We start from the raw sequence: 18,288 nt of genomic DNA, 5'->3' as shown, positions 1-18,288 counted from the left end.
TATAAAAGGAAAACGCCATGAAGCGACCGATTTCGCTGACCATCCTCGCGTGGATCATCATCGTGACCAACGCGATCACCTGCGTCTATACGCCGTTCTCGATCGGCATGCCGACCACCCAGGCGCTGATGTCGCACTACCTGCTGCCCGTGTGGGCGACGTTCGGCATCAGCATGATCGTCGAGGCCGCGAATGTCGTGATCGGCATCGCGATCCTCAAGGGGCGCGAATGGTCGCGCAACGCCTATATCGTGACGTTCGTGTTCGGCATCGCGTTCTCGTTGATCAACATGCCGGCGTCGATGCTCGCAGTGCTGATCCCGGGCGTCCTGCTGTTCGCGGTGTTCGTCTACCTGCTGTTCCGGCGCCCGGCGACCGCGTATTTCCGGCAGGCCGTTGCGTGAGCGTCGTGCGCAACGCGCTGGCGATCGTGCTGTTCTCGATCGCCGGCTTCTGCGTGATCGCCGCGCAGATGGTCGCGTTCATGAAGGTCGGTCAGGCGGGCGCGACGACCGTATTCGTCGCCGTGCTGTTCGCGGTGTCGGCCGTGCTGCTCGCCGCGGGCATGTTTGCCGGCGCATTCCGGCCGCGTGCGCGCGGCGCGGGCATCGTGCTGCTCGTCGCGGCCGCGACCACCGCCTTCGGGATGATCGGCTGGGCGATGCTCGTGCTCACGCCGGCGATCGTCGACGTGATGCAGCAGCAGGGCGCGTACTTCAACGCGCGCATGTTCCGGTTCGTACCCGGCACCGCCGTCACGGCGTTGTCCGCGCTCGTCGGCGTCTGGCTCGTGCGGCGCGGCTGACGTACCGGGCTGAAATGCGCGGCTGAAGTCTGCGGCGGCCGGCACGCTGGCGTCCGTCGCGCGGCTCGGCTAGGATGCGCGAATTGTCCAGACGATTCGCGGGCCGCCCATGAACCGACATGCCGCTTCTCCCATTCTCCTCGAAGTGATCGCCACGACCGTCGGCGATGCGAAGGTCGCCGCCCGCGCGGGCGCCGACCGCCTAGAACTCGTGACCGCGATCACCGAAGGCGGGCTGACGCCGAGCGTCGGCCTGATCGAGGCCGTCGTGGCCGCCGTGCCGATTCCCGTCAACGTGATCGTGCGTCCGCACAGCCGCTCGTTCGTCTATGACGCCGACGACCTGCGCGTGATCGAGCGCGACGTGCGCGCGGCAGTCGCGGCCGGCGCGAACGGCGTCGTGTTCGGCGCGCTCGATCCGCGCGGCGACGTCGATCTCGGCGCGCTCGCCCGGATCGCGGCCGCCGCCGACGGGCGCGCGCTCACGTTCCACCGCGCGTTCGACGTCGCGCGCGATCTGAACGCCGCGTTCGACGCGCTGCTGCGCGTGCCGGCCGTCACGTCCGTGCTGACGTCGGGTGGCCATCCGTCGGTGCTCGACGCGGTCGCGACGATCACGCGGCTCGTGCGGCAGGCGGCGGGCACGACCTGCAGGGTGCTGGCCGGCTCCGGGCTCACGATCGACGCGGTCGGCGATTTCGTGCGCGCGACCGGCGTGCGCGCGGTGCATTTCGGTTCGGGCGTGCGGCCGCGCGGCGAGGTGCTCGCGCCCGTCGACGCGCTGCACGTCGAGCGCGTGCGCGCGGCGCTCGACGGCGCGGCGTCGCACGTGTGACGTACGTTCCAACACCGCACGACACAAACACGACACGACATCATCGGGGAGAGCGGGCCACATGACGGACGCCACGCACGACACGCACGACGGCGCGGACGACGATGCCGCGCCCGGCTGGGACGCGATCGACGCCGCGCTCGCGCGCCTTTATCCGGGGCAGGAGCCGAAGCACTACGGCACGCTGGTCAAGTGGCGGCTCGGCGGCCCCGATCCGCTCGACGGGATCAGCGTGTGGCGGCGCGCGGCGCCCGTGCCGCACTGGCATTTCGTCACGTACGGGCTGAGCGAGCTGTATGCGAAGGAGTCGGACGATCCGGCCGTCAGCGGCTTCGGCTTCGAGCTGACGATGCGCGTCGCGTGCGTGGCTGGCGACGACGAGCCGCCGCGCTGGGTGTTCAGCTTCCTGCAGAATCTCGCGCGCTACGTGTTCCAGAGCGGCAACGCGTTCGACGACGGCCACTGGATGACGGCCAACGGCCCGATCGCGCTCGATACCGATACGGCGCTCTGTTCGATGGGCTTCGCGTTCGATCCGGAGCTGCCGGCGATCGACACGCCGCACGGCCGTCTCGCGTTCCTGCAGGTCGTCGGGCTGACGCTCGACGAGGAACGCGCCGCGAAGCGCTGGCGCACGCGTGCGCTGCTCGACACGCTGCTGCCGCACATGCCGCTGTGGGTGACCGATCTCGTCCGCGCGTCGCTGCTCGAACGCGCGGACGTGCGCGAGCAGGTCGACGCGGGCACGCAGCGCGACGGCTCGGCGAGCGGTTACCTGTTCACCGACGTGCTCGGTTGGGGCACCCGCAAGCGGCTGCTGCGCGCGCCGGTGATCGAGATCACCGTCGGCGCGCGGCAGGTCGACGAACTCGTCACGCTACTGCCGCTGCGGCTGCCGTTCGACCGGCCGTTTCGCCTCGTCGGTCACGACGGCGCGGTGCGGTTCGTGCGCGGCGACGCGAACGGCGTGAGCGACGAAGACGGCACGCTGACGCTGCGGCTCACCGACGCGACGGTGCAGGCGCTGGCGCGCACGCTGAAGCCGCGCGCCGGCGAGTATGCGATCGACGGGCTCGACGGCGTGCGCTGGCGGGTCGAGCCGACGGTGATCCGCGACGCGCAGGGCCATCCGGTGCAGACGATCGGCTAGGGCCGGCGCCGAGCCGCGGCGCGTCACGTGTTGCGCACGAACCAGGTCCGCTTCGCGGTGCCGAGCAGCGCGCGATAGACGAGCCACGACACGACGAAGGTGGCCGGCGCCGACAGCGACGCGGCGAACCCGGTCGCCTGGTTCAGCGCGAGCCCCGCGAACGCGCCCGCGAACCACGCGGTCAGGCCGCCCGGATTGAACACCGGCACGTGCGCGTCGCGGCATTCGACGTCGTCGCCGACGAGCTGCCCGTAGCGCGCCGACAGGATGTGCGCGAGCGCGACGCCGACCCACGCGACGACGAAGATGCCCTGGTACGCGAGCGCTTGCAGGATCCGCGAGAAGATGTCGGCCATCATCAGCGCATAGACGACCGCGCCGACCACGACCGCCCACACGAATTTCGGCGCGCGCAGCCCCGCGACCTTCTGGAAGAACGCCTGCATGTTGACGGTCGCGAGGTAGTAGTTCGCGGTATTGATGCGCGACTGCGTGACCCACACGAACAGCAGCCCCCACACGCCCATCAGCTTCAGCAGCGCGAGCACGACCGACACTTCCGACAGCGTGCCGAGCCCGGGAATCGTGCTGACGAGATAGATGCCGGCCGCGCCGTTGACGAGGAACGTGACGAGGTAGAACGGCATCCCGAAGTTGAAGCGGCCGTGATAGCGGGCGTCGGCCTTGCGGCCGAAGCGCGCGTAGTCGAACGTGAACATCATCAGCACCCATACGCCCATGTAGTAGACGAAGCACTGCCACCAGCCGCCGGCCGGGGCGCCGCCCGCCGGCCCGAAATCGAGCCACGCGGCGTGATAGCCGTACTCGGCCGTCGCGAGCCCGACCGCTGCGAGCAACCCGAACAGGTAGAACGGCAGCAGCACGCCGTTGAACTTGTCGAGCCAGTGCTGCACGCTGCCGAACACGAGCGGCACGCTGTAGCAGACGACGATCAGCGCGGCCCACTTGTAGTCGAGCGCCGGAAACTGATGATGCGCGGCGACCGCGATCACCGAGCCCTCGAACACCGCGTAGTAGATCGCCGTCGCGAAGAAGATCAGCGTCGCGAGCGCCGCGCCCGCGCTGCCGAACAGCACGCGCGAGAACAGCGCGACCGACAGGCCGGTACGGATCGCGTAGCGGCTGATGATCGAATTGACGATGCCGTACGAGACGACCGACAGCGCCATCCCGATCAGCGCGTTGCGCGCGCCGTAGGTGAGCGCGAGCGTCGCACCGACGACGATGTAGAACACCGCGCTGCAGACGGCCCACCACGCCATCGTCAGCGCAAAGGGCGGCATGCGTGCGTGATCGGGAATGGCGAGCGTCGACAGGTCGAGATCCTCGTCGGTGCGGGCCTGAGCCAGGTTGGCCATGAGCGTGCTCCTCGATGAGCGAAACAGCGGACGACGTCTGGGCCGCGGCCCATGCGAGCCGCGGGGTTGCCCCGACGTCGGGGCGGGCAACCGGTCCGGCGAAAACGGCGCGCAGGCGTCCCCGCCGCGCCGCGCGCGGCCGCACGGACGGGAAACGGAAGCGAAGGATGAAAGCGGAGGGCGGCGCACGGCGCCCGGCGCGACGGCCGGGCGCGTGGCGCTCAGTCCTTCAGTACGGCGCGCAGCAGCGCGAGGCGCCGCTGGTACTCGCGGCGCGCGGCGAGCGCGTCGGCCATCGTCACGCGCACGAAGCGCGCGCGATGGTTCGGCTGCATCTGGCCGATCAGGTCCATGTCGGCGCTGATGACCGTGCCTATCGTCGCGTAGCCGCCGCCCGACACCGCATCGCGATGCAGGATGATCGGCTCGACCCCGGCCGGCACCTGGATCGAGCCGATCGGATAGCACGCGTCGACGATGTTCGACGGATCGGCCCCGGCGCCGAACGGCTGCTCGCGCGGCCGGAACTGCAGCGGCCGGCCGTTCTTGTAGCGGTAGCCGATGCGGTCCGCCTCGGGCGCGACCGTCCATTCGTCATCGAAGAACGTGTGCGCCGACGCGTCGGTGAGCCGGTAGTGGTACAGCCCCGGCAGCACGCGCAGTTCGACCTGGCTGTCCAGCGGCCGGCTGACCGACGCCGGCAGTTCGCGCCCTTCGCGAAGCGTGCCGCGCGCCGCGCCGATCGGCAAACGGTCGCCTTTCTGCAGGCGCCGGCCCGCGTGGCCGCCGATCGCGCCGAGCGTGTAGGTCGAGCGGCTGCCGAGCACGACCGGCACGTCGATGCCACCCGCGACGGCCAGGTACGCGCGGGCGCCGCCCTTCACGTAGGCGAACGACAGCACGCTGCCCGCGCGAATCCACAGCGCGACGTTGCAGCGCTGCCCGACGCCGTCGATCTTCGGGGTCATCTCGGCGCCCGTGACGGCGACCAGCGCGTCCGCATGGAACAGCAGCTCCGGGCCGAGCAGCGTGCATTCGAGCACGGCCGCCTGTTCCGGATTGCCGACCAGCAGGTTCGCCGCGCGCGACGCGTACTGGTCGAGCGAGCCCGACGGCGGGATGCCGACGTGGTAGTAGCCTTGCCGGCCCGTATCCTGGACCGACGTCGCGAGGCCGGGTTTCACGACCTCGATCAGGTTGTGCGCGTCAGCGGGCATGCAGCACCTCGACGAGAGAACGGTTGACCGCATCGGGATCGCGCCGGAACGCGTCGAGCGAGAATTTCACGGGGCGCACGCGCAGCGAGAAGGCACCCGCTTCGACGGCCGCCACCGCGGCGTCATAGGCGTCGCGATCGATCGGCTGGAACTTCACGATGTCGCCGGGCCGGAAGAACACCATGAAATCGCGCAGGTAGTCGAGCCGCTGCGCGGGATCGAAGATCGGCGCCGGCGTCACGCCGAACATCTGGTAGCCGCCCGCGCCGCGCACCGAGTAGATGCAACCGAAGCAGCCGCCGTGGCCGACCGTCAGCTTCGGCGTGTCGGTGCGCGGCCGCAGGTATTTCGGTACTTCGAGCTGGCGTGCGCGCTCGACCATCTGGTACATGAACGGCAGGCCCGCGACGAAGCCGACCATCGACACGAACCACGGCGAGCCCGAGTGCGCGGCGATGAAGTCGTCGACGTCGCGCTTGCCGTTGATCCGCGCCGCATATTCGAGGTCGGTCGACGACGGGTCCTGGTGACGCTCGCGAAACCGCATCAGCGTCTCGTGCGTCCACGGGTCGTTGTACAGCACCGGCACCTCGACGATGCGCGTATCGAGTTCGAGCGGCGCGTCGCCGACCTCGGCCTCGATCGCCTTGAGCAGCGCGACGAGCGTGTCGGGCTCGATCACGTCCGGGTCGTAGCGCACCTGGTAGGACGCGTTCGCCGGACAGATCTCGGTAATGCCCGGCACCGCGCGCCGCTGCAATTCGCGCGTGATCGCCGTGCCCTTGAAGAAGGCGTCGAGCGACATCGCCTCGCTGATCTCGACGAACACGAATTCGTCGCCGCCGAACGTATAACGGGTCGTCACAGGGCCTCCCCGACGCGCGCGGCGTCCGCAGTTTCGTGCTGCCGGGCGGCGGCCGTCGCGGCCTCGCGCCATGACGGCATCCACGCTTCGAGAAAATTCGTGTGATAGCGGCCCGCGCGCACGTCGTCGTCCGCGAGCAGCGCGACGTGCAGCGGCGCGGTGGTCTTCAGGCCGCCGACCTGCAGCTCGCCGAGCGCGCGAGACAGACGCCGCAATGCGGCCGCGCGGCTCTCGTCGTGCACGATCAGCTTCGCGAGCAGCGAATCATAGAACGGCGGCACGACGTAGCCCGGGTAGAGCAGCGAATCGACGCGCACGCCGGGCCCGGTCGGCCACACCAGTGCGTCGATCCGGCCCGGATTCGGGCGGAAATCCTGCAGCGGATCTTCCGCGTTGATCCGGCATTCGAGCGCGGCGCCGCGCATCGCGATGTCGGCCTGCGCGAACCGCAGCCGCTCGCCGTCGGCGATGCGCAGCGTTTCGCGCACGAGATCGATGCCGGTGATCGCCTCGGTCACCGGATGCTCGACCTGGATGCGCGTGTTCATCTCGATGAAGTAGAACTCGCCGCGCGCATCGTCGAACAGGTATTCGAGCGTGCCCGCGCTGCGGTAGCCGACCTCGCGCGCGAGCCGCGTGGCCGACGCGCACAGCGCGTCGCGCTGCGCCGGCGTGAGCGACGGCGACGGCGCTTCCTCGAGGATCTTCTGGCGGCGCCGCTGCAGCGAGCATTCGCGCTCGAACAGGTGGACGACGTCGCGGCCGTCGCCGAGCACCTGCACCTCGATGTGCCGCGCCCGCGCGATGAAGCGTTCGAGATAGACGCCGCCGTCGCCGAACGCGGCCTGCGCCTCGCGCTGCGCGAGCGGCAGTTCGGCGTCGAGCTGCGCGGCGTCGTGCGCGACGCGGATGCCGCGCCCGCCGCCGCCCGCGGCCGCCTTGATCATGATCGGATAGCCGATGCGCGCGGCGACCGCGCGGGCCGCGTCGAGCGACTGGACGACGCCGTCGCTGCCGGGCACGGTCGGCACGTTCGCGCGCCGCGCGGTGTCGCGGGCGCGCGCCTTGTCGCCCATCGTCGCGATCACCTGCGCGTCCGGGCCGACGAAGATCAGCCCGGCCGCCTCGACCTGCGCGGCGAAGGCCGCGTTCTCGGACAGGAAGCCGTAGCCCGGATGGATCGCGTCCGCGCCGCATTGCCGCGCGGCGTCGAGGATCGCGGCCGGATTCAGATAGCTCTTCGCCGCATGCGACGACCCGATGTGGATCGCTTCGTCGGCCATGCGCGCGGCGAGGCTGTCGCGGTCCGCGTCGCTGACCACGGCGACCGCACGCATGCCGAGCTCGCGTGCCGCGCGGATCACGCGCACCGCGATTTCGCCGCGGTTCGCGACCAGCACGGTCTTGATCCGCGACGGTCGATAGAAGGTGTCGGGGGCGTTTGCCGGCTTCATCGCATCACCCCTCGATCCGCATCAGCACCTGGCCGGCGTCGACCGGCTCGCCATCGTCGACGAGCAGCTCGACGACGCGGCCCGCCGCATCGGCTTCGATCTCGGTGAACTGCTTCATCACTTCGACGAGGCCGACCACCGCGCCGGCCGCGACCGTCGCATTCACCGCGACGTAGTAGTCCGCCTCGGGCGACGGGCGTCGGTAGAACGTGCCCGGCAGCGGGCTGACGATGTCGTGCAATGCCATCTTGCGTCTCCTTGAATCGGGTTCAGTGATGAGCGGCGAGCGGTTGCGGGCCGGCGGTCCGGATGCCTTCGCGGACCAGCGCGTCGCGCGTTTCGCGCACGAGTTCGAGCGCGCCGGGCGTGTCGCTGTGGATGCAGACCGAATCGAAATCGATGTCGATGTCGTCGCCGTCGATCGTGCGCACCTTGCCGTCGATGCACGCACGCAGCACCTTGTCGGCCACCTGCTGCGGGTCGGGGCGCCCGACGCGGCGCGTGAACACGATGGAGCCGCTGCGGTCGTAGTCGCGATCGGCGTAGAACTCGCGGATCACCGGCTGTTCGTACTCCCGCGCCACGCGATACGTGACCGACGCTTCCATGCAGTACAGCCACAGGCCGGGATCGACGCGCTGCAGCGTCTCGATCAGCAGCCGCGAGAACGCCTCGTTGGCCGCCGCGTGCATGTAGAGCGCGCCGTGCGGCTTGACGTGCTGCAGGCCCACGCCGTTGAGCCGCGCGAACTCGCGCAGCGCGCCGAGCTGATACAGGATGTCGTGGACGAGCGCCTGCGGCGTTTCGGTGATCGTGCGGCGACCGAAGCCCGCCAGATCGCGAAAGCCCGGATGCGCGCCGATCCCGACGCCGGCGTCGCGCGCGAGCTGCACCGTGCGCGCCATGATGTTCGGGTCGCCGGCATGAAAACCGGTGGCGATGTTCGCCGAGCTGATGAGCGGCATGATCTGCTCGTCGACGCCGTCGCCGATCGTCCACGGGCCGAAACCTTCGCCCATGTCCGAATTCAGGTCGACACTGTGCTTCCTCATACGGTTCGTTCCTCCAGGTTCTCCGGTTTCGCGTGCGCTGCAGCGCGTGTCGACACCGTGTTGAACGCAGGTTAGCCGTGCGGGGTGCGTCAAAATAGTTCTATTTTTATATGCGAGCGTATCGATTTTTCAGATATCGCCGAAAGCGGCCGCCCGGCGTCGCGGCAGGCGGATGCGCGCGGGTCGGGCGGGCCCGGATTGCCGCGAAACGGACGGTTGATATGATGGTTGCCATGCCCCCATCAGTTTTCCACCGCGCATGGCCCTGACGCTCAGACAGCTCAAGTACTTCGTCGCGACCGCCGAGCTCGGACAGATCTCGCAGGCCGCGATCCAGCTCACCATCTCGCAGTCGGCCGTGACGAGCGCGATCAAGGAACTGGAGGACAGTCTCGGCACGCAGCTGTTCGTGCGCACGTCGGCGGGCGTGACGCTGACCGATACCGGGCGGCGTTTTCTCAATCACGCGTACACGATCCTGTCGTCGGTCGACGAGGCGATGCGGATCCCGAATCTCGAAAGCACGCTGACCGGCACGCTCGCGATCGCCGCGAGCTACACGGTGCTCGGCTACTTCCTGCCGCATCACGTGCTGCGGCTCAATACGCTCTATCCGCGCCTGACGATCCACCTGCACGAGCTGAACCGCGAGTCGATCGAGGAAGGGCTGATCGCGGGCCGCTACGACATGGCCGTGCTGCTCACGTCGAACGTGTCGAATCCGGAGCTCGTGCTGGAGCCGGTGATCCATTCGGTGCGCAGGCTGTGGGTCGGCGCGCATCATCCGCTGCTGCGGCGCGAGAGCGTCACGTTCGCGGAGGTCGCGCACGAGCCGTTCGTGATGCTGACGGTGGACGAGGCCGGGCAGACCGCGCTGCGTTACTGGAACGAGACGCCGTACCGGCCGAACGTGATCCTGCGCACCTCGTCGGTCGAGGCGGTGCGCAGCATGGTCGCGAACGGCAGCGGCGTCGCGATCCTGTCCGACATGGTGTATCGCCCGTGGTCGCTCGAAGGGCGGCGCATCGAGACGATCGTGCTGCGCGACCCGGTGCCGCCGATGAGCGTCGGCCTCGCGTGGCGCAAGAACATCGAGCTGAGTCCCGCGATGCACGCGGTGCGCGACTATTTCCGGCACACGTTCATGGAGCCGCGCGCACTGGGTGGCGCGACCTGAACCGTGCGCGCGGGCGTGAAAAAGCCGGGGCGCGCCCCGGCTTTTCGTCGGCGGGCGCGGCGCGCCGGCCGTTGCCGCTTACGCGTTGTCCGCCAGCGCGTCGGCCTGGCTCGCGCGGATGCCGAGGCGCTCGAACAGCGCGCGGTCGCGCTGCGTCTGCGGGTTGCTCGTCGTCAGCAACTGGTCGCCGTAGAACATCGAGTTCGCGCCCGCGAGGAAGCACATCGCCTGCATCGCGTCGTCGAGCTGCTCGCGCCCGGCCGACAGGCGCACGACGGCCTTCGGCATCGTGATGCGCGCGACCGCGATCGTGCGCACGAACTCGAACGGGTCGAGCGGCGCGGTGCCTTCGAGCGGCGTGCCTTCGATCGCGACGAGGTTGTTGATCGGCACCGATTCCGGATACGGGTTCAGGTTCGCGAGCTGCGAGATCAGGCCCGCGCGTTCGCGGCGCGATTCGCCCATCCCGATGATGCCGCCGCAGCACACGTTGATGCCCGCGTCGCGCACGCGGTCGAGCGTGTCGAGGCGATCCTGGTACGTGCGCGTCGAGATCACCTGGCCGTAGAACTCCGGCGACGTGTCGAGGTTGTGGTTGTAGTAGTCGAGGCCCGCGTCGGCGAGCTGCCGAGCCTGTTCGTCTTCGAGCATGCCGAGCGTCATGCAGGTCTCGAGGCCGAGCTCCTTCACGCCGCGCACCATCTCGGTCAGCGCCGGCATGTGGCGCTCCTTCGGATTGCGCCACGCGGCGCCCATGCAGAAGCGGCTCGCGCCGTTCGCCTTCGCCGCGCGCGCGGCGTCGAGCACCGTGTCGACGTCCATCAGCTTCTCGGCCTTCAGGCCCGTGTCGTGATGCGACGACTGCGAGCAGTAGCCGCAATCTTCCTCGCAGCCGCCCGTCTTGATCGACAGCAGCGTCGACAGCTGCACCGCGTTCGCGTCGAAGTGCTCGCGATGCACCTGCTGCGCGCGGAACATCAGGTCGTTGAACGGCAGCGCGAACAGCGCGACGACGTCGGCGACGCGCCAGCGCTGCGGGGCCGGCGCAGCCACGGGAATCGCGTCGGGTTGCACGGTGGCGGTCTGGGCTTGGGTCATTTCGTTTTCCTGTCCTGGCGGGATGGGGGATCGGTTGGGTCAAGGCCGCGCGGTGCGCAGCGACTCGACGAGCGCGGCGATGTCGAGCATCGCCGCGGCGGATTCGGGGGCGGCCGGCGTCATGTGGGCGATGCGGCCGATGAGCGGCGCGCGGTGCTCGCGCGCGAGCCAGTCGCGAATCGTCGCGACGTTCTCGTCGGCGAACGACATGGCCGGGTCGACATGGTTCGCGACCCAGCCCGCGAGCGCGAGGCCGCGCTGGCGAATCGCATCGGCCGTCAGCAACGCGTGGCTGATGCAGCCGAGCCGGACGCCGACGACGAGCACGACGGGCAGGCCGAGCGCGACCGCGAGATCGGCGGTGTCCTGCGTGTCGTTCAGCGGCACGCGAAAGCCGCCGACGCCTTCGACGACGACGACGTCCGCGCGCGTCAGCGCTTCGCGATGGCACGCGACGATCGTGTCGAGGTCGAGCGTCACGCCTTCCTGCGCGGCGACGATATGCGGCGCGGCCGGCGCCTTCAGCAGGAACGGCGTGCGCAGCTCGGGCGGCAGCACGACGTTCGCGGCCGCGTCGAGCTGGTCCGCGTCCTCGTTGCGCCACACGCCGTCGCGTTCGTACGCGCCGGCCGCGACCGGCTTCAGCGCGGCCGCGCGCAGGCCATGCCGTGCGAAGCCGTGCAGCATCGCGGCCGACACGAAGGTCTTGCCGATTTCGGTGTCGGTGCCGGTGACGAAGACGGACAGCGGGGCGGCGGTCATGCCGCGGCCTCCTCGCTGGCCTGGATCAACGCGGCTTCGAGCCGAGCAAGATCGTCGAACGAATGCGCGGCCGACAGCGACACGCGCAGCCGCGACGTGCCGGCCGGCACCGTCGGCGGCCGGATCGCCGGCACCCACAGGCCGTGCGCGTCGAGCGCGCGCATCGCCGCGAGCGTCGCGTCGTTGCTGCCGACCACGAGCGGCTGCACGGCCGTGTGCGAATCGACCGGCTGCCAGCGCGTATTGCGCAGCAGCGCGCGCGTGCGGCCGATCAGCGCGGCGAGGTGCGCGCGGCGCGCGTCGCCTTCGTTGCCCGCGATCACCTTCAGGCTTGCCGATACCGCATGCGCGACGGCCGGCGGCGCGGCCGTCGTGAAGATGTAGCTGCGCGCGCGCTGGATCAGCCATTCGATCACGGTCTCATGCGCGATCACGAACGCGCCTGCGACACCGGCCGCCTTGCCGAGCGTGCCGACGTACACCAGATGCGGCGAACGCAGCGCGGCGGCCGCGAGCGCGCCGCGACCCTGCGGGCCGAGCACGCCGAAGCCGTGTGCGTCGTCGACGACGAGCCACGCGCCGTGGCGCTCGGCCAGCGCGACAAGCTCGGCAAGCGGCGCGAGGTCGCCGTCCATGCTGAATACGGTGTCGCTGACGATCAGCTTCGTTTCCGCATCCGATGCGTCGAGCAGCGCGGCGAGCGCGGCCATGTCCGCATGCGGATAGACCTGCACGTTCGCGCGCGACAGCCGCATGCCGTCGATCAGCGACGCGTGGTTCAGTGCGTCGGAGAAGATCGTCGCGCTCTTGCCGGCCAACGCCGTCATCGCCGCGAGGTTCGCCATGTAGCCGGTGCTGAAGTACAGCGCGCGCGGCGCATCGGAGAAGCCGCCCGCGAAGCCGGCGAGTTCGTCTTCCAGTTTGGCGTGCGCGCGCGAATGGCCGCCGAGCAGGTGCGAGCCGCCGCTGCCGGAGCCGTAGCGCTGCGCGCCTTCCGCGAACGCGGCGACGAGCGCCGGATGCGCGGCGAGGCCGAGGTAGTCGTTGCTCGCGAAGCCGACGATCTCGCGGCCGTTCACGGTCATGCGCGCGTCGCACGCGGTGTCGGCGATGCGGCGCACGCGGCGCAGCCCTTGCGCGTCGAGGTCGGCGAGGCCGCGTTGCAGGGTGTCGAGCAGGCTCATCGGCCGAGGTCCTCCAGCGTCGCGTCGAGCGTGTCGCGCGTGCGCTGCGCGAGCCACGCGATGTCGTCGTCATTCATCACGTACGGCGGCATCAGGTACACGGTCGTGCCGATCGGGCGCAGCAGCAGCTCGCGTTCGAGCGCGTGTTCGAAGAAGCGCCGCGAGAAGCCGCGCGCCGCGTCGCCGTCGAGCGCGACGTCGAACGCGAACAGCGTGCCGCGCTCGCGCAGATGGCGCACTTGGCGGTGCGCGTCGAGCGGCGCGAGCGCCGCGCGCAGCGTCGCCGATTTGCGCGCGTTGCTCGCGAGCACGTCGTCGCGCGCGAACAGGTCGAGCGTCGCGACTGCAGCGCGGCACGCGAGCGGATTGCCGGTGTACGAATGCGAGTGCAGGAAGCCGCGCGTCGTGTCGTCGTCGTAGAACGCCGCGAACACGTCGTCGCGCGTGAGCACCAGCGACAGCGGCAGGTAGCCGCCGCTGATCCCTTTCGACAGGCACATGAAATCGGGCCAGACGCCGGCCTGCTCGCACGCGAAGAAGGTGCCGGTGCGCCCGCACCCGACCGCGATCTCGTCGGCGATCAGGTGCACGCCGAATTCGTCGCACAGCGCGCGCAGCCCGCGCACGTACGACGGATCGTGCATCGCCATGCCGGCCGCGCACTGCACGAGCGGCTCGACGATCAGCGCGGCGATCCGGTCGCCGCGTTCGGCGAACAGGCGCCGCACGTCCGCGAGCGCGCGGCCCGCGACGTCGGCGGCCGTCTCGCCCGGCAGCGCGCCGCGCGCGTCGGGCGACGCGACCACGTGCGCGTGGCGGATCAGCGGGTCATACGCATCCTTGAACAGCGCGACGTCGGTCACGCCGAGCGCGCCGATCGTCTCGCCGTGATAGCTGTTCGCGACGCAGACGAATTCCTGCTTGTTCGCGCGGCCGCGGTTGCGCCACGCGTGGAAGCTCATCTTCAGCGCGATCTCGACGGCCGACGCGCCGTCCGACGCGAAGAACGCATGACCCAGCGTGCGCGCGGTCAGCGCATGCAGGCGTTCGGCGAGCTCGATCGCCGGTTCGTGCGTGCAGCCGGCGAGCATCGCGTGCTCGAGCGTGTCGAGCTGGTCCTTCAGCGCCGCGTTGATGTCCGGGTTCGCATGGCCGAACAGGTTGACCCACCACGAGCTGATCGCGTCGAAGTAACGGCGGCCGTCACGGTCGACCAGCCACACGCCCGCGCCGCGCGCGACGGGGACGAGCGGCAGGCGCTCGTGGTGCTTCATCTGGGTGCAGGGATGCCAGACCGCGCGCAGGCTGCGCGCGACCCAGTCGTCGGTGGCTGGCGTACTCAAGGCGACTCCGGGGGTAAAACGACCGCGCGGCATCGACGGGATGCCGCGCGGCGGGATACGAAACGCGCAGAGATTAGCGTGTTCCGCCGCGCGTTGCACTAGCGGTTACAAACGCCGCACAGCCTTGCTGGGCGGGAGTTAGACGCAGTTCGGAGGGGCTCGGAACGGAACGCGGCGGATCGGGCGAAATGCGCGCAGATGACGACGTTCGAGTGACGCCCCCGACAGAAAAAATCGCTGGGCGAGGGGCGGCCGGGTGGCGAAATATGGGGAACGATGATGGTGCGGGTTTGGCGGCGACGAGGGGCGGTCTTGCTTCGTGCATCGTCAGTTCGACAGGGGCGCGGAAGGCCCGGACGGCTGGACGAGATCTGGCGCGAATTCAAGTCGATTGCTCGTAAAAACGAGCATTACGCGGCGCGTGCTCGATTTGACGAGCATGCGGCGGAGCACCGCGATGATCTTGAATCGACGGTGCGCAAAGGGGAAGCGAGAGGAACGACAGCCGAGCGTCAGCGCGAAGCCAGCGCGCGCGTATCGGTATCGCGGGTGCGATCGTCGCCGTTGTCGGCCGTCTGCGTCGTGTTGGCGTTCCACACGACGCGGTCGTTGACCGCATACAGCCGGCACGCGCCGGCGCCTTGCTTCGCGCAGTTGTCGAGCGCGAGCGCCATCGGGTCGTCGCCGCCTTCGGCCCACGACCACGCGCCTTCCGACGACACCGCGAACGCGCGGCTCGGATGCTGGTTCAGGAAGCGGCGATAGCCTTCGCGGCCGGCTTCGTCGACGTACGGCACCGCGTTGACCGCATCGATCGACGCGTAGCCGGTGGCCTTCGGCTCGTGCGGGTCCGCGACCGCATAGCGCACCGCGGTCGGCAGGTTCAGTTCGGCGAGGAATGCGTTCACGGCCGGCCACCACACGGGCACGCCGTCGCGATCGACGATCAGCCGGTGCGCATCGTCCTTGTAGCGGCCGAAATCGATGAAGCGGGCCTGCGTGCCGTGCGACACGTATGCATCGTGCATCTGCGCGACCAGCGCGGGCGTCCACACCGAATCGTTGTCGCCGTACAGCCACAGCGACCGCACGGCCGTATGCGCGCCGTAGTGGTCGAACGCGTCGACGAGGTTGCGCTGCCAGCCGTCGCACAGGTCCTGGCGCAGCCCGCCGGAGAAGTTGATGATGCCGCGCACGCCGGCCGCGGCTTCGGTGCCGTACGCGACCGACGCGAGCCCGCCGTGCGACGTGCCGGCGACGACGATGCGCGACGCATCGACGTACGGCTGGCGCGACATGTAGCGCACCGTCGCATCGACGTCGGCGGCCTGCGCGAGGCCGTTCTTGCCGACGTTGCAGCCTTCCTGCTGGTACGTGCCGTCGGAACCGGCGAAGCCCTGGCGATTCGGCGCGATCACCGCATAGCCGCGGCGCACGAATTCGCGCGCGAACGCGAGCGGCCGGCTGCGCGGCTGCAGATGGAGATCGCCGGTATTTTTGCCGTGGTTGAAGACGACGAGCGGGAACGGGCCGGGGCCGTTCGGCTTGAACAGCGTGGCCTCGAGCGTGATGGCGCCCGACGCATCGGCCGGAATGCGAAGGATCTGCTCGTTGAGATCGGCGGCGACCTGCGGCAGGTTCGAGTCGGCGTAGTCGAAATGCTCGGCATGAGCGAGCGACCCGCTGGCGCCCGCACCCGTATTGGCGCTCGGCAGCGTACCGGCCTGAGCGGCCGACAGCGCACACGCCGCCATCCATCCCACCAATACCTTGCTGAACGCCATCCGTAAGCCCTGCCATGCAACATGACCAAGTCGAGCCCATCGTAGCCCGACAAAATCAGGTTGTGCAATGCGGGAATTACCCGGCGTCTGACATGGCAACTATTTGTCAGCGTTCACTTACTTCGCCGTCGACATAGCGCCAGAATCCCTGCTCGTCGCGCTCGAAACGGCTCGTCTCGTGCAGCCGGTAAGCGCGTCCGCCGACCTTGTAGCGCGCCACGAATTCGACCTCCGCGTGCCGGTCGTCGAGCGGTACGTGCCGTTTGACCGCGAGGCCGAGCCAGCGCGGCGCGTCCGGCGCGTCAGGGTCGGTGTCGAGATCGGGCGGGCAGGTGCGCGCGGCCCATGTCGCGCGCAGGTAATCGGTCGCGCCGAGCACGTACGCGCTGTACCGCGAGCGCATCAATTCGAGTGCGGTCGGGGCGGCTTCGCCGCCGTCGATGAAGCGGCCGCAGCAGGCCGCGTAGCGCGGTGCCGGCGCGTTGCCGGCGGGCGCGGGGGATGCGCCGCCGCACGGGCACGCGTCAGGTCGGTTCGAAATCATGCGCAATGTGAATTAACAACGCCCGGTTGCCGGCGCGGCTCACCAACTGAGCTCGATGCCGTCGTACTGGAAGAACCGGCCGTTCGCCTGAGACACGTCCGAACCGGATTCGGCGATCACGCGACGCATGCCGGTCACGCTCGTTTCCGGATCGATCGCGGCCTGCGCGCCGCCCATGTCGGTGCGCACCCAGCCGGGATGGAGCGCAATGCATGCGGCATGGCGCGTCTGCAGCGACGCGATGCGCAGCGCGTCGTTCAGCGCGGCCTTGCTCGCGCGGTACAGCCAGCCGGTCGTGCCGGTCGCCTCGGCGATGCTGCCCATCCGGCTCGACACGACGGCCAGCACGCCGCGCGCGTCCTCGACGAGCGGCAGCAGGATCGGCAGCAACTGCATCGGCCCGCGCACGTTCGTATGCATCACCGCGTCGAAATCCTCGGCGGTGATCGTCTCGACGCCTTCGGTGCGCGGCCCGTACACGCCCGACACGAGCACGGCCGCATCGAGCCGCTCGCCGTCGAGCTTCCAGCCGAGCGCCGCGATCTGCGCGGGCTGCGCGATATCGAGCGCATGCGGCTGCGCGCCCAGCGCACGCAACGCATCGAGCGACGCCGCGTCGCGCGCGGTGGCGATCACGTTCCAGCCGTCGCGCCGGTATTGCCGGACGAATTCGCGGCCGAGGCCGCGCGATGCGCCGACGATCAATACGGTTTTCATGCCGTCGCTCCTTGGGTAGGCGCCGCCGAGGCAGTGCCGGTGTCAGATTCGTTCGATGCGCGCCGCGCCCGCGTGGCAGCCGCCGTCAGGCGACTGGCGCGTCACTGCACGTTACTGCGCATCGTCGCACGGCTTCAGCGTGGCGGCGACCGCCTGCGCGACGTCTTCGAGCCGTGCCGCGTCCGCCGCGACCATGTCGTTGTCCGGCGCGTGCTGGCCGCGTGCGGTCAGCGCCGCCACGCAGCGCTTGTAGGTGGCGTCGAGCGCGTCGAAGTTCGACACGGACATCCCCAGGTTGCGCATCCGGCCGTCGTGCACGCCGTACACGAGCCCGTGCACGGTAAGCGACTGGCCGCGCGCCCACGCGTCGTTGACGATCGTGGTGCGGCACACGTTGACGACCTGTTCGATCGAATTCAGCTCGATCAGGCGGCGATACCGCGCTTCGCCGACCGGCCATTCGTCGAGCAGCGCCGCATGGCGCTCGCGCACGTCCTGCACATGATGCAGCCAGTTGTCGGCGAGGCCGACGCGGCGGTTGTGCAGCGCTGCGTTCACGCCCGAGCAGCCGTAGTGACCGACGACCATGATGTGCTTCACGCGCAGGATGTCGACCGCGAACTGGATCACCGACAGGCAGTTCAGATCGCTGTGCACGACCACGTTCGCGATGTTGCGGTGCACGAACACTTCGCCCGGCGGCAGGCCGATGATCTGGTTCGCCGGCACGCGCGAATCGGAGCAGCCGATCCACAGATATTCCGGCGCCTGCTGGTCGGCGAGCCGTGCGAAGAAATCGGGATCGTCGGCGAGCTGGCGCTTGACCCAGGCATCGTTATTGTCGAACAGATGTGAAAGCGGATTGTCTTGGGTAGTCATCGGTGTGGATTCCGTTGGCGGAAATCAAGTCGATATCGGATCG

Annotated in this window: 19 protein-coding genes; 5 read left to right on the top strand and 14 right to left on the bottom strand. The window is 69.5% G+C overall.

Translation table 11 applies throughout. The features are described 5' to 3' along the window. The first annotated feature begins 17 nt into the window (after positions 1–17). The 4 genes from KR541_RS15305 (at position 18) to KR541_RS15290 (ending at position 2,790) form a co-directional block, all read left to right on the top strand. A complete protein-coding gene (locus KR541_RS15305; protein ID WP_050014335.1) occupies positions 18–404 on the top strand; it encodes a hypothetical protein in 387 nt (128 codons plus the stop codon). Further along, on the top strand, positions 401–805 hold the full coding sequence (locus KR541_RS15300; RefSeq protein WP_213345800.1) for a hypothetical protein: 405 nt from the start codon (positions 401–403) through the stop codon (positions 803–805). Before KR541_RS15305 ends, KR541_RS15300 begins: the two co-directional genes overlap by 4 nt. Before the next feature lie 109 nt (positions 806–914). Then, positions 915–1,640 carry a copper homeostasis protein CutC gene (locus KR541_RS15295; protein WP_050014337.1) on the top strand — a complete coding sequence of 242 codons (726 nt, stop codon included), beginning with the start codon at positions 915–917 and terminating at the stop codon, positions 1,638–1,640. 61 nt (positions 1,641–1,701) lie between these two features. After that, on the top strand, positions 1,702–2,790 hold the full coding sequence (locus KR541_RS15290) for a suppressor of fused domain protein (RefSeq protein WP_089488866.1): 1,089 nt from the start codon (positions 1,702–1,704) through the stop codon (positions 2,788–2,790). A 23-nt stretch (positions 2,791–2,813) separates the two neighbouring features. Here the strand turns inward: KR541_RS15290 and KR541_RS15285 are convergent, their stop codons facing one another. The 6 genes from KR541_RS15285 to KR541_RS15260 all read right to left on the bottom strand — a co-directional run bounded on the left by KR541_RS15285 (position 2,814) and on the right by KR541_RS15260 (position 8,757). Next, on the bottom strand, positions 2,814–4,169 hold the full coding sequence (locus tag KR541_RS15285) for a purine-cytosine permease family protein (protein ID WP_006484074.1): 1,356 nt from the start codon (positions 4,167–4,169) through the stop codon (positions 2,814–2,816). Between the two features lie 221 nt (positions 4,170–4,390). Then, positions 4,391–5,386: a 5-oxoprolinase subunit C family protein gene (locus tag KR541_RS15280; RefSeq protein WP_006483468.1), complete on the bottom strand. Its 996-nt coding sequence runs from the start codon at positions 5,384–5,386 to the stop codon at positions 4,391–4,393. Continuing rightward, on the bottom strand, positions 5,376–6,251 hold the full coding sequence (locus KR541_RS15275) for a 5-oxoprolinase subunit B family protein (protein WP_216089605.1): 876 nt from the start codon (positions 6,249–6,251) through the stop codon (positions 5,376–5,378). The genes KR541_RS15280 and KR541_RS15275 overlap by 11 nt, the downstream gene beginning before the upstream one ends. Beyond that, a complete protein-coding gene (locus KR541_RS15270; RefSeq protein ID WP_050017777.1) occupies positions 6,248–7,705 on the bottom strand; it encodes an acetyl-CoA carboxylase biotin carboxylase subunit in 1,458 nt (485 codons plus the stop codon). Before KR541_RS15270 ends, KR541_RS15275 begins: the two co-directional genes overlap by 4 nt. 4 nt (positions 7,706–7,709) lie before the next feature. Further along, the gene (locus tag KR541_RS15265; RefSeq protein ID WP_006483474.1) at positions 7,710–7,952 is read right to left on the bottom strand and encodes an acetyl-CoA carboxylase; all 243 of its coding nucleotides are present in this window, start codon (positions 7,950–7,952) and stop codon (positions 7,710–7,712) included. 22 nt (positions 7,953–7,974) lie between these two features. Continuing rightward, positions 7,975–8,757, bottom strand: coding sequence for a 5-oxoprolinase subunit PxpA (locus tag KR541_RS15260; RefSeq protein WP_050017778.1), 783 nt, complete (start codon positions 8,755–8,757; stop codon positions 7,975–7,977). Positions 8,758–9,016: 259 nt separating this feature from the next. Here KR541_RS15260 and KR541_RS15255 point away from each other — a divergent pair, with 259 nt between their 5' ends. After that, positions 9,017–9,934 carry a LysR family transcriptional regulator gene (locus tag KR541_RS15255; RefSeq protein ID WP_006483476.1) on the top strand — a complete coding sequence of 306 codons (918 nt, stop codon included), beginning with the start codon at positions 9,017–9,019 and terminating at the stop codon, positions 9,932–9,934. 78 nt (positions 9,935–10,012) lie between these two features. On the opposite strand, the gene bioB is transcribed toward KR541_RS15255, so the two are convergent. The 8 genes from bioB to can form a co-directional block, all read right to left on the bottom strand. Then, positions 10,013–11,032: a biotin synthase BioB gene (gene bioB, locus KR541_RS15250; protein ID WP_089488864.1), complete on the bottom strand. Its 1,020-nt coding sequence runs from the start codon at positions 11,030–11,032 to the stop codon at positions 10,013–10,015. A gap of 39 nt (positions 11,033–11,071) precedes the next feature. Next, positions 11,072–11,794, bottom strand: coding sequence for a dethiobiotin synthase (gene bioD, locus KR541_RS15245; RefSeq protein ID WP_050017781.1), 723 nt, complete (start codon positions 11,792–11,794; stop codon positions 11,072–11,074). Beyond that, complete coding sequence (gene bioF, locus KR541_RS15240) at positions 11,791–12,978, bottom strand: 8-amino-7-oxononanoate synthase (protein WP_216089604.1); 1,188 nt, start codon at positions 12,976–12,978, stop codon at positions 11,791–11,793. Before bioF ends, bioD begins: the two co-directional genes overlap by 4 nt. Then, complete coding sequence (gene bioA / locus KR541_RS15235) at positions 12,975–14,321, bottom strand: adenosylmethionine--8-amino-7-oxononanoate transaminase (protein ID WP_176016582.1); 1,347 nt, start codon at positions 14,319–14,321, stop codon at positions 12,975–12,977. Before bioA ends, bioF begins: the two co-directional genes overlap by 4 nt. A gap of 512 nt (positions 14,322–14,833) precedes the next feature. Further along, positions 14,834–16,105 carry a dienelactone hydrolase family protein gene (locus KR541_RS15230; protein WP_050017784.1) on the bottom strand — a complete coding sequence of 424 codons (1,272 nt, stop codon included), beginning with the start codon at positions 16,103–16,105 and terminating at the stop codon, positions 14,834–14,836. Between the two features lie 106 nt (positions 16,106–16,211). Continuing rightward, positions 16,212–16,649 carry a YchJ family protein gene (locus tag KR541_RS15225; protein WP_050017785.1) on the bottom strand — a complete coding sequence of 146 codons (438 nt, stop codon included), beginning with the start codon at positions 16,647–16,649 and terminating at the stop codon, positions 16,212–16,214. A 39-nt stretch (positions 16,650–16,688) separates the two neighbouring features. Further along, a complete protein-coding gene (locus KR541_RS15220; protein WP_050017786.1) occupies positions 16,689–17,366 on the bottom strand; it encodes an SDR family oxidoreductase in 678 nt (225 codons plus the stop codon). Positions 17,367–17,477: 111 nt separating this feature from the next. Then, the gene (can, locus tag KR541_RS15215; protein ID WP_050017787.1) at positions 17,478–18,245 is read right to left on the bottom strand and encodes a carbonate dehydratase; all 768 of its coding nucleotides are present in this window, start codon (positions 18,243–18,245) and stop codon (positions 17,478–17,480) included. Positions 18,246–18,288: the final 43 nt, after the last annotated feature.

The sequence above is a fragment of the Burkholderia sola genome (assembly GCF_905400185.1).
Lineage (GTDB): Bacteria > Pseudomonadota > Gammaproteobacteria > Burkholderiales > Burkholderiaceae > Burkholderia > Burkholderia sola.
Note: the sequence above shows the minus strand (reverse complement) of the source record. Positions and strands in the feature narration are given on the sequence as shown.

Bases quoted from the DNA above. Each gene is read 5' to 3' on its own strand.
- KR541_RS15305 (WP_050014335.1), top strand. From the start codon at position 18: ATGAAGCGACCGATTTCGCTGACCATCCTCGCGTGGATCATCATCGTG.
- KR541_RS15285 (WP_006484074.1), bottom strand. From the start codon at position 4,169: ATGGCCAACCTGGCTCAGGCCCGCACCGACGAGGATCTCGACCTGTCG.
- KR541_RS15295 (WP_050014337.1), top strand. From the start codon at position 915: ATGAACCGACATGCCGCTTCTCCCATTCTCCTCGAAGTGATCGCCACG.
- KR541_RS15220 (WP_050017786.1), bottom strand. From the start codon at position 17,366: ATGAAAACCGTATTGATCGTCGGCGCATCGCGCGGCCTCGGCCGCGAA.
- bioF (WP_216089604.1), bottom strand. From the start codon at position 12,978: ATGAGCCTGCTCGACACCCTGCAACGCGGCCTCGCCGACCTCGACGCG.
- bioB (WP_089488864.1), bottom strand. From the start codon at position 11,032: ATGACCCAAGCCCAGACCGCCACCGTGCAACCCGACGCGATTCCCGTG.
- KR541_RS15270 (WP_050017777.1), bottom strand. From the start codon at position 7,705: ATGAAGCCGGCAAACGCCCCCGACACCTTCTATCGACCGTCGCGGATC.
- KR541_RS15290 (WP_089488866.1), top strand. From the start codon at position 1,702: ATGACGGACGCCACGCACGACACGCACGACGGCGCGGACGACGATGCC.
- KR541_RS15260 (WP_050017778.1), bottom strand. From the start codon at position 8,757: ATGAGGAAGCACAGTGTCGACCTGAATTCGGACATGGGCGAAGGTTTC.
- KR541_RS15280 (WP_006483468.1), bottom strand. From the start codon at position 5,386: ATGCCCGCTGACGCGCACAACCTGATCGAGGTCGTGAAACCCGGCCTC.
- KR541_RS15225 (WP_050017785.1), bottom strand. From the start codon at position 16,649: ATGATTTCGAACCGACCTGACGCGTGCCCGTGCGGCGGCGCATCCCCC.
- KR541_RS15265 (WP_006483474.1), bottom strand. From the start codon at position 7,952: ATGGCATTGCACGACATCGTCAGCCCGCTGCCGGGCACGTTCTACCGA.
- KR541_RS15230 (WP_050017784.1), bottom strand. From the start codon at position 16,105: ATGGCGTTCAGCAAGGTATTGGTGGGATGGATGGCGGCGTGTGCGCTG.
- can (WP_050017787.1), bottom strand. From the start codon at position 18,245: ATGACTACCCAAGACAATCCGCTTTCACATCTGTTCGACAATAACGAT.
- bioD (WP_050017781.1), bottom strand. From the start codon at position 11,794: ATGACCGCCGCCCCGCTGTCCGTCTTCGTCACCGGCACCGACACCGAA.
- KR541_RS15255 (WP_006483476.1), top strand. From the start codon at position 9,017: ATGGCCCTGACGCTCAGACAGCTCAAGTACTTCGTCGCGACCGCCGAG.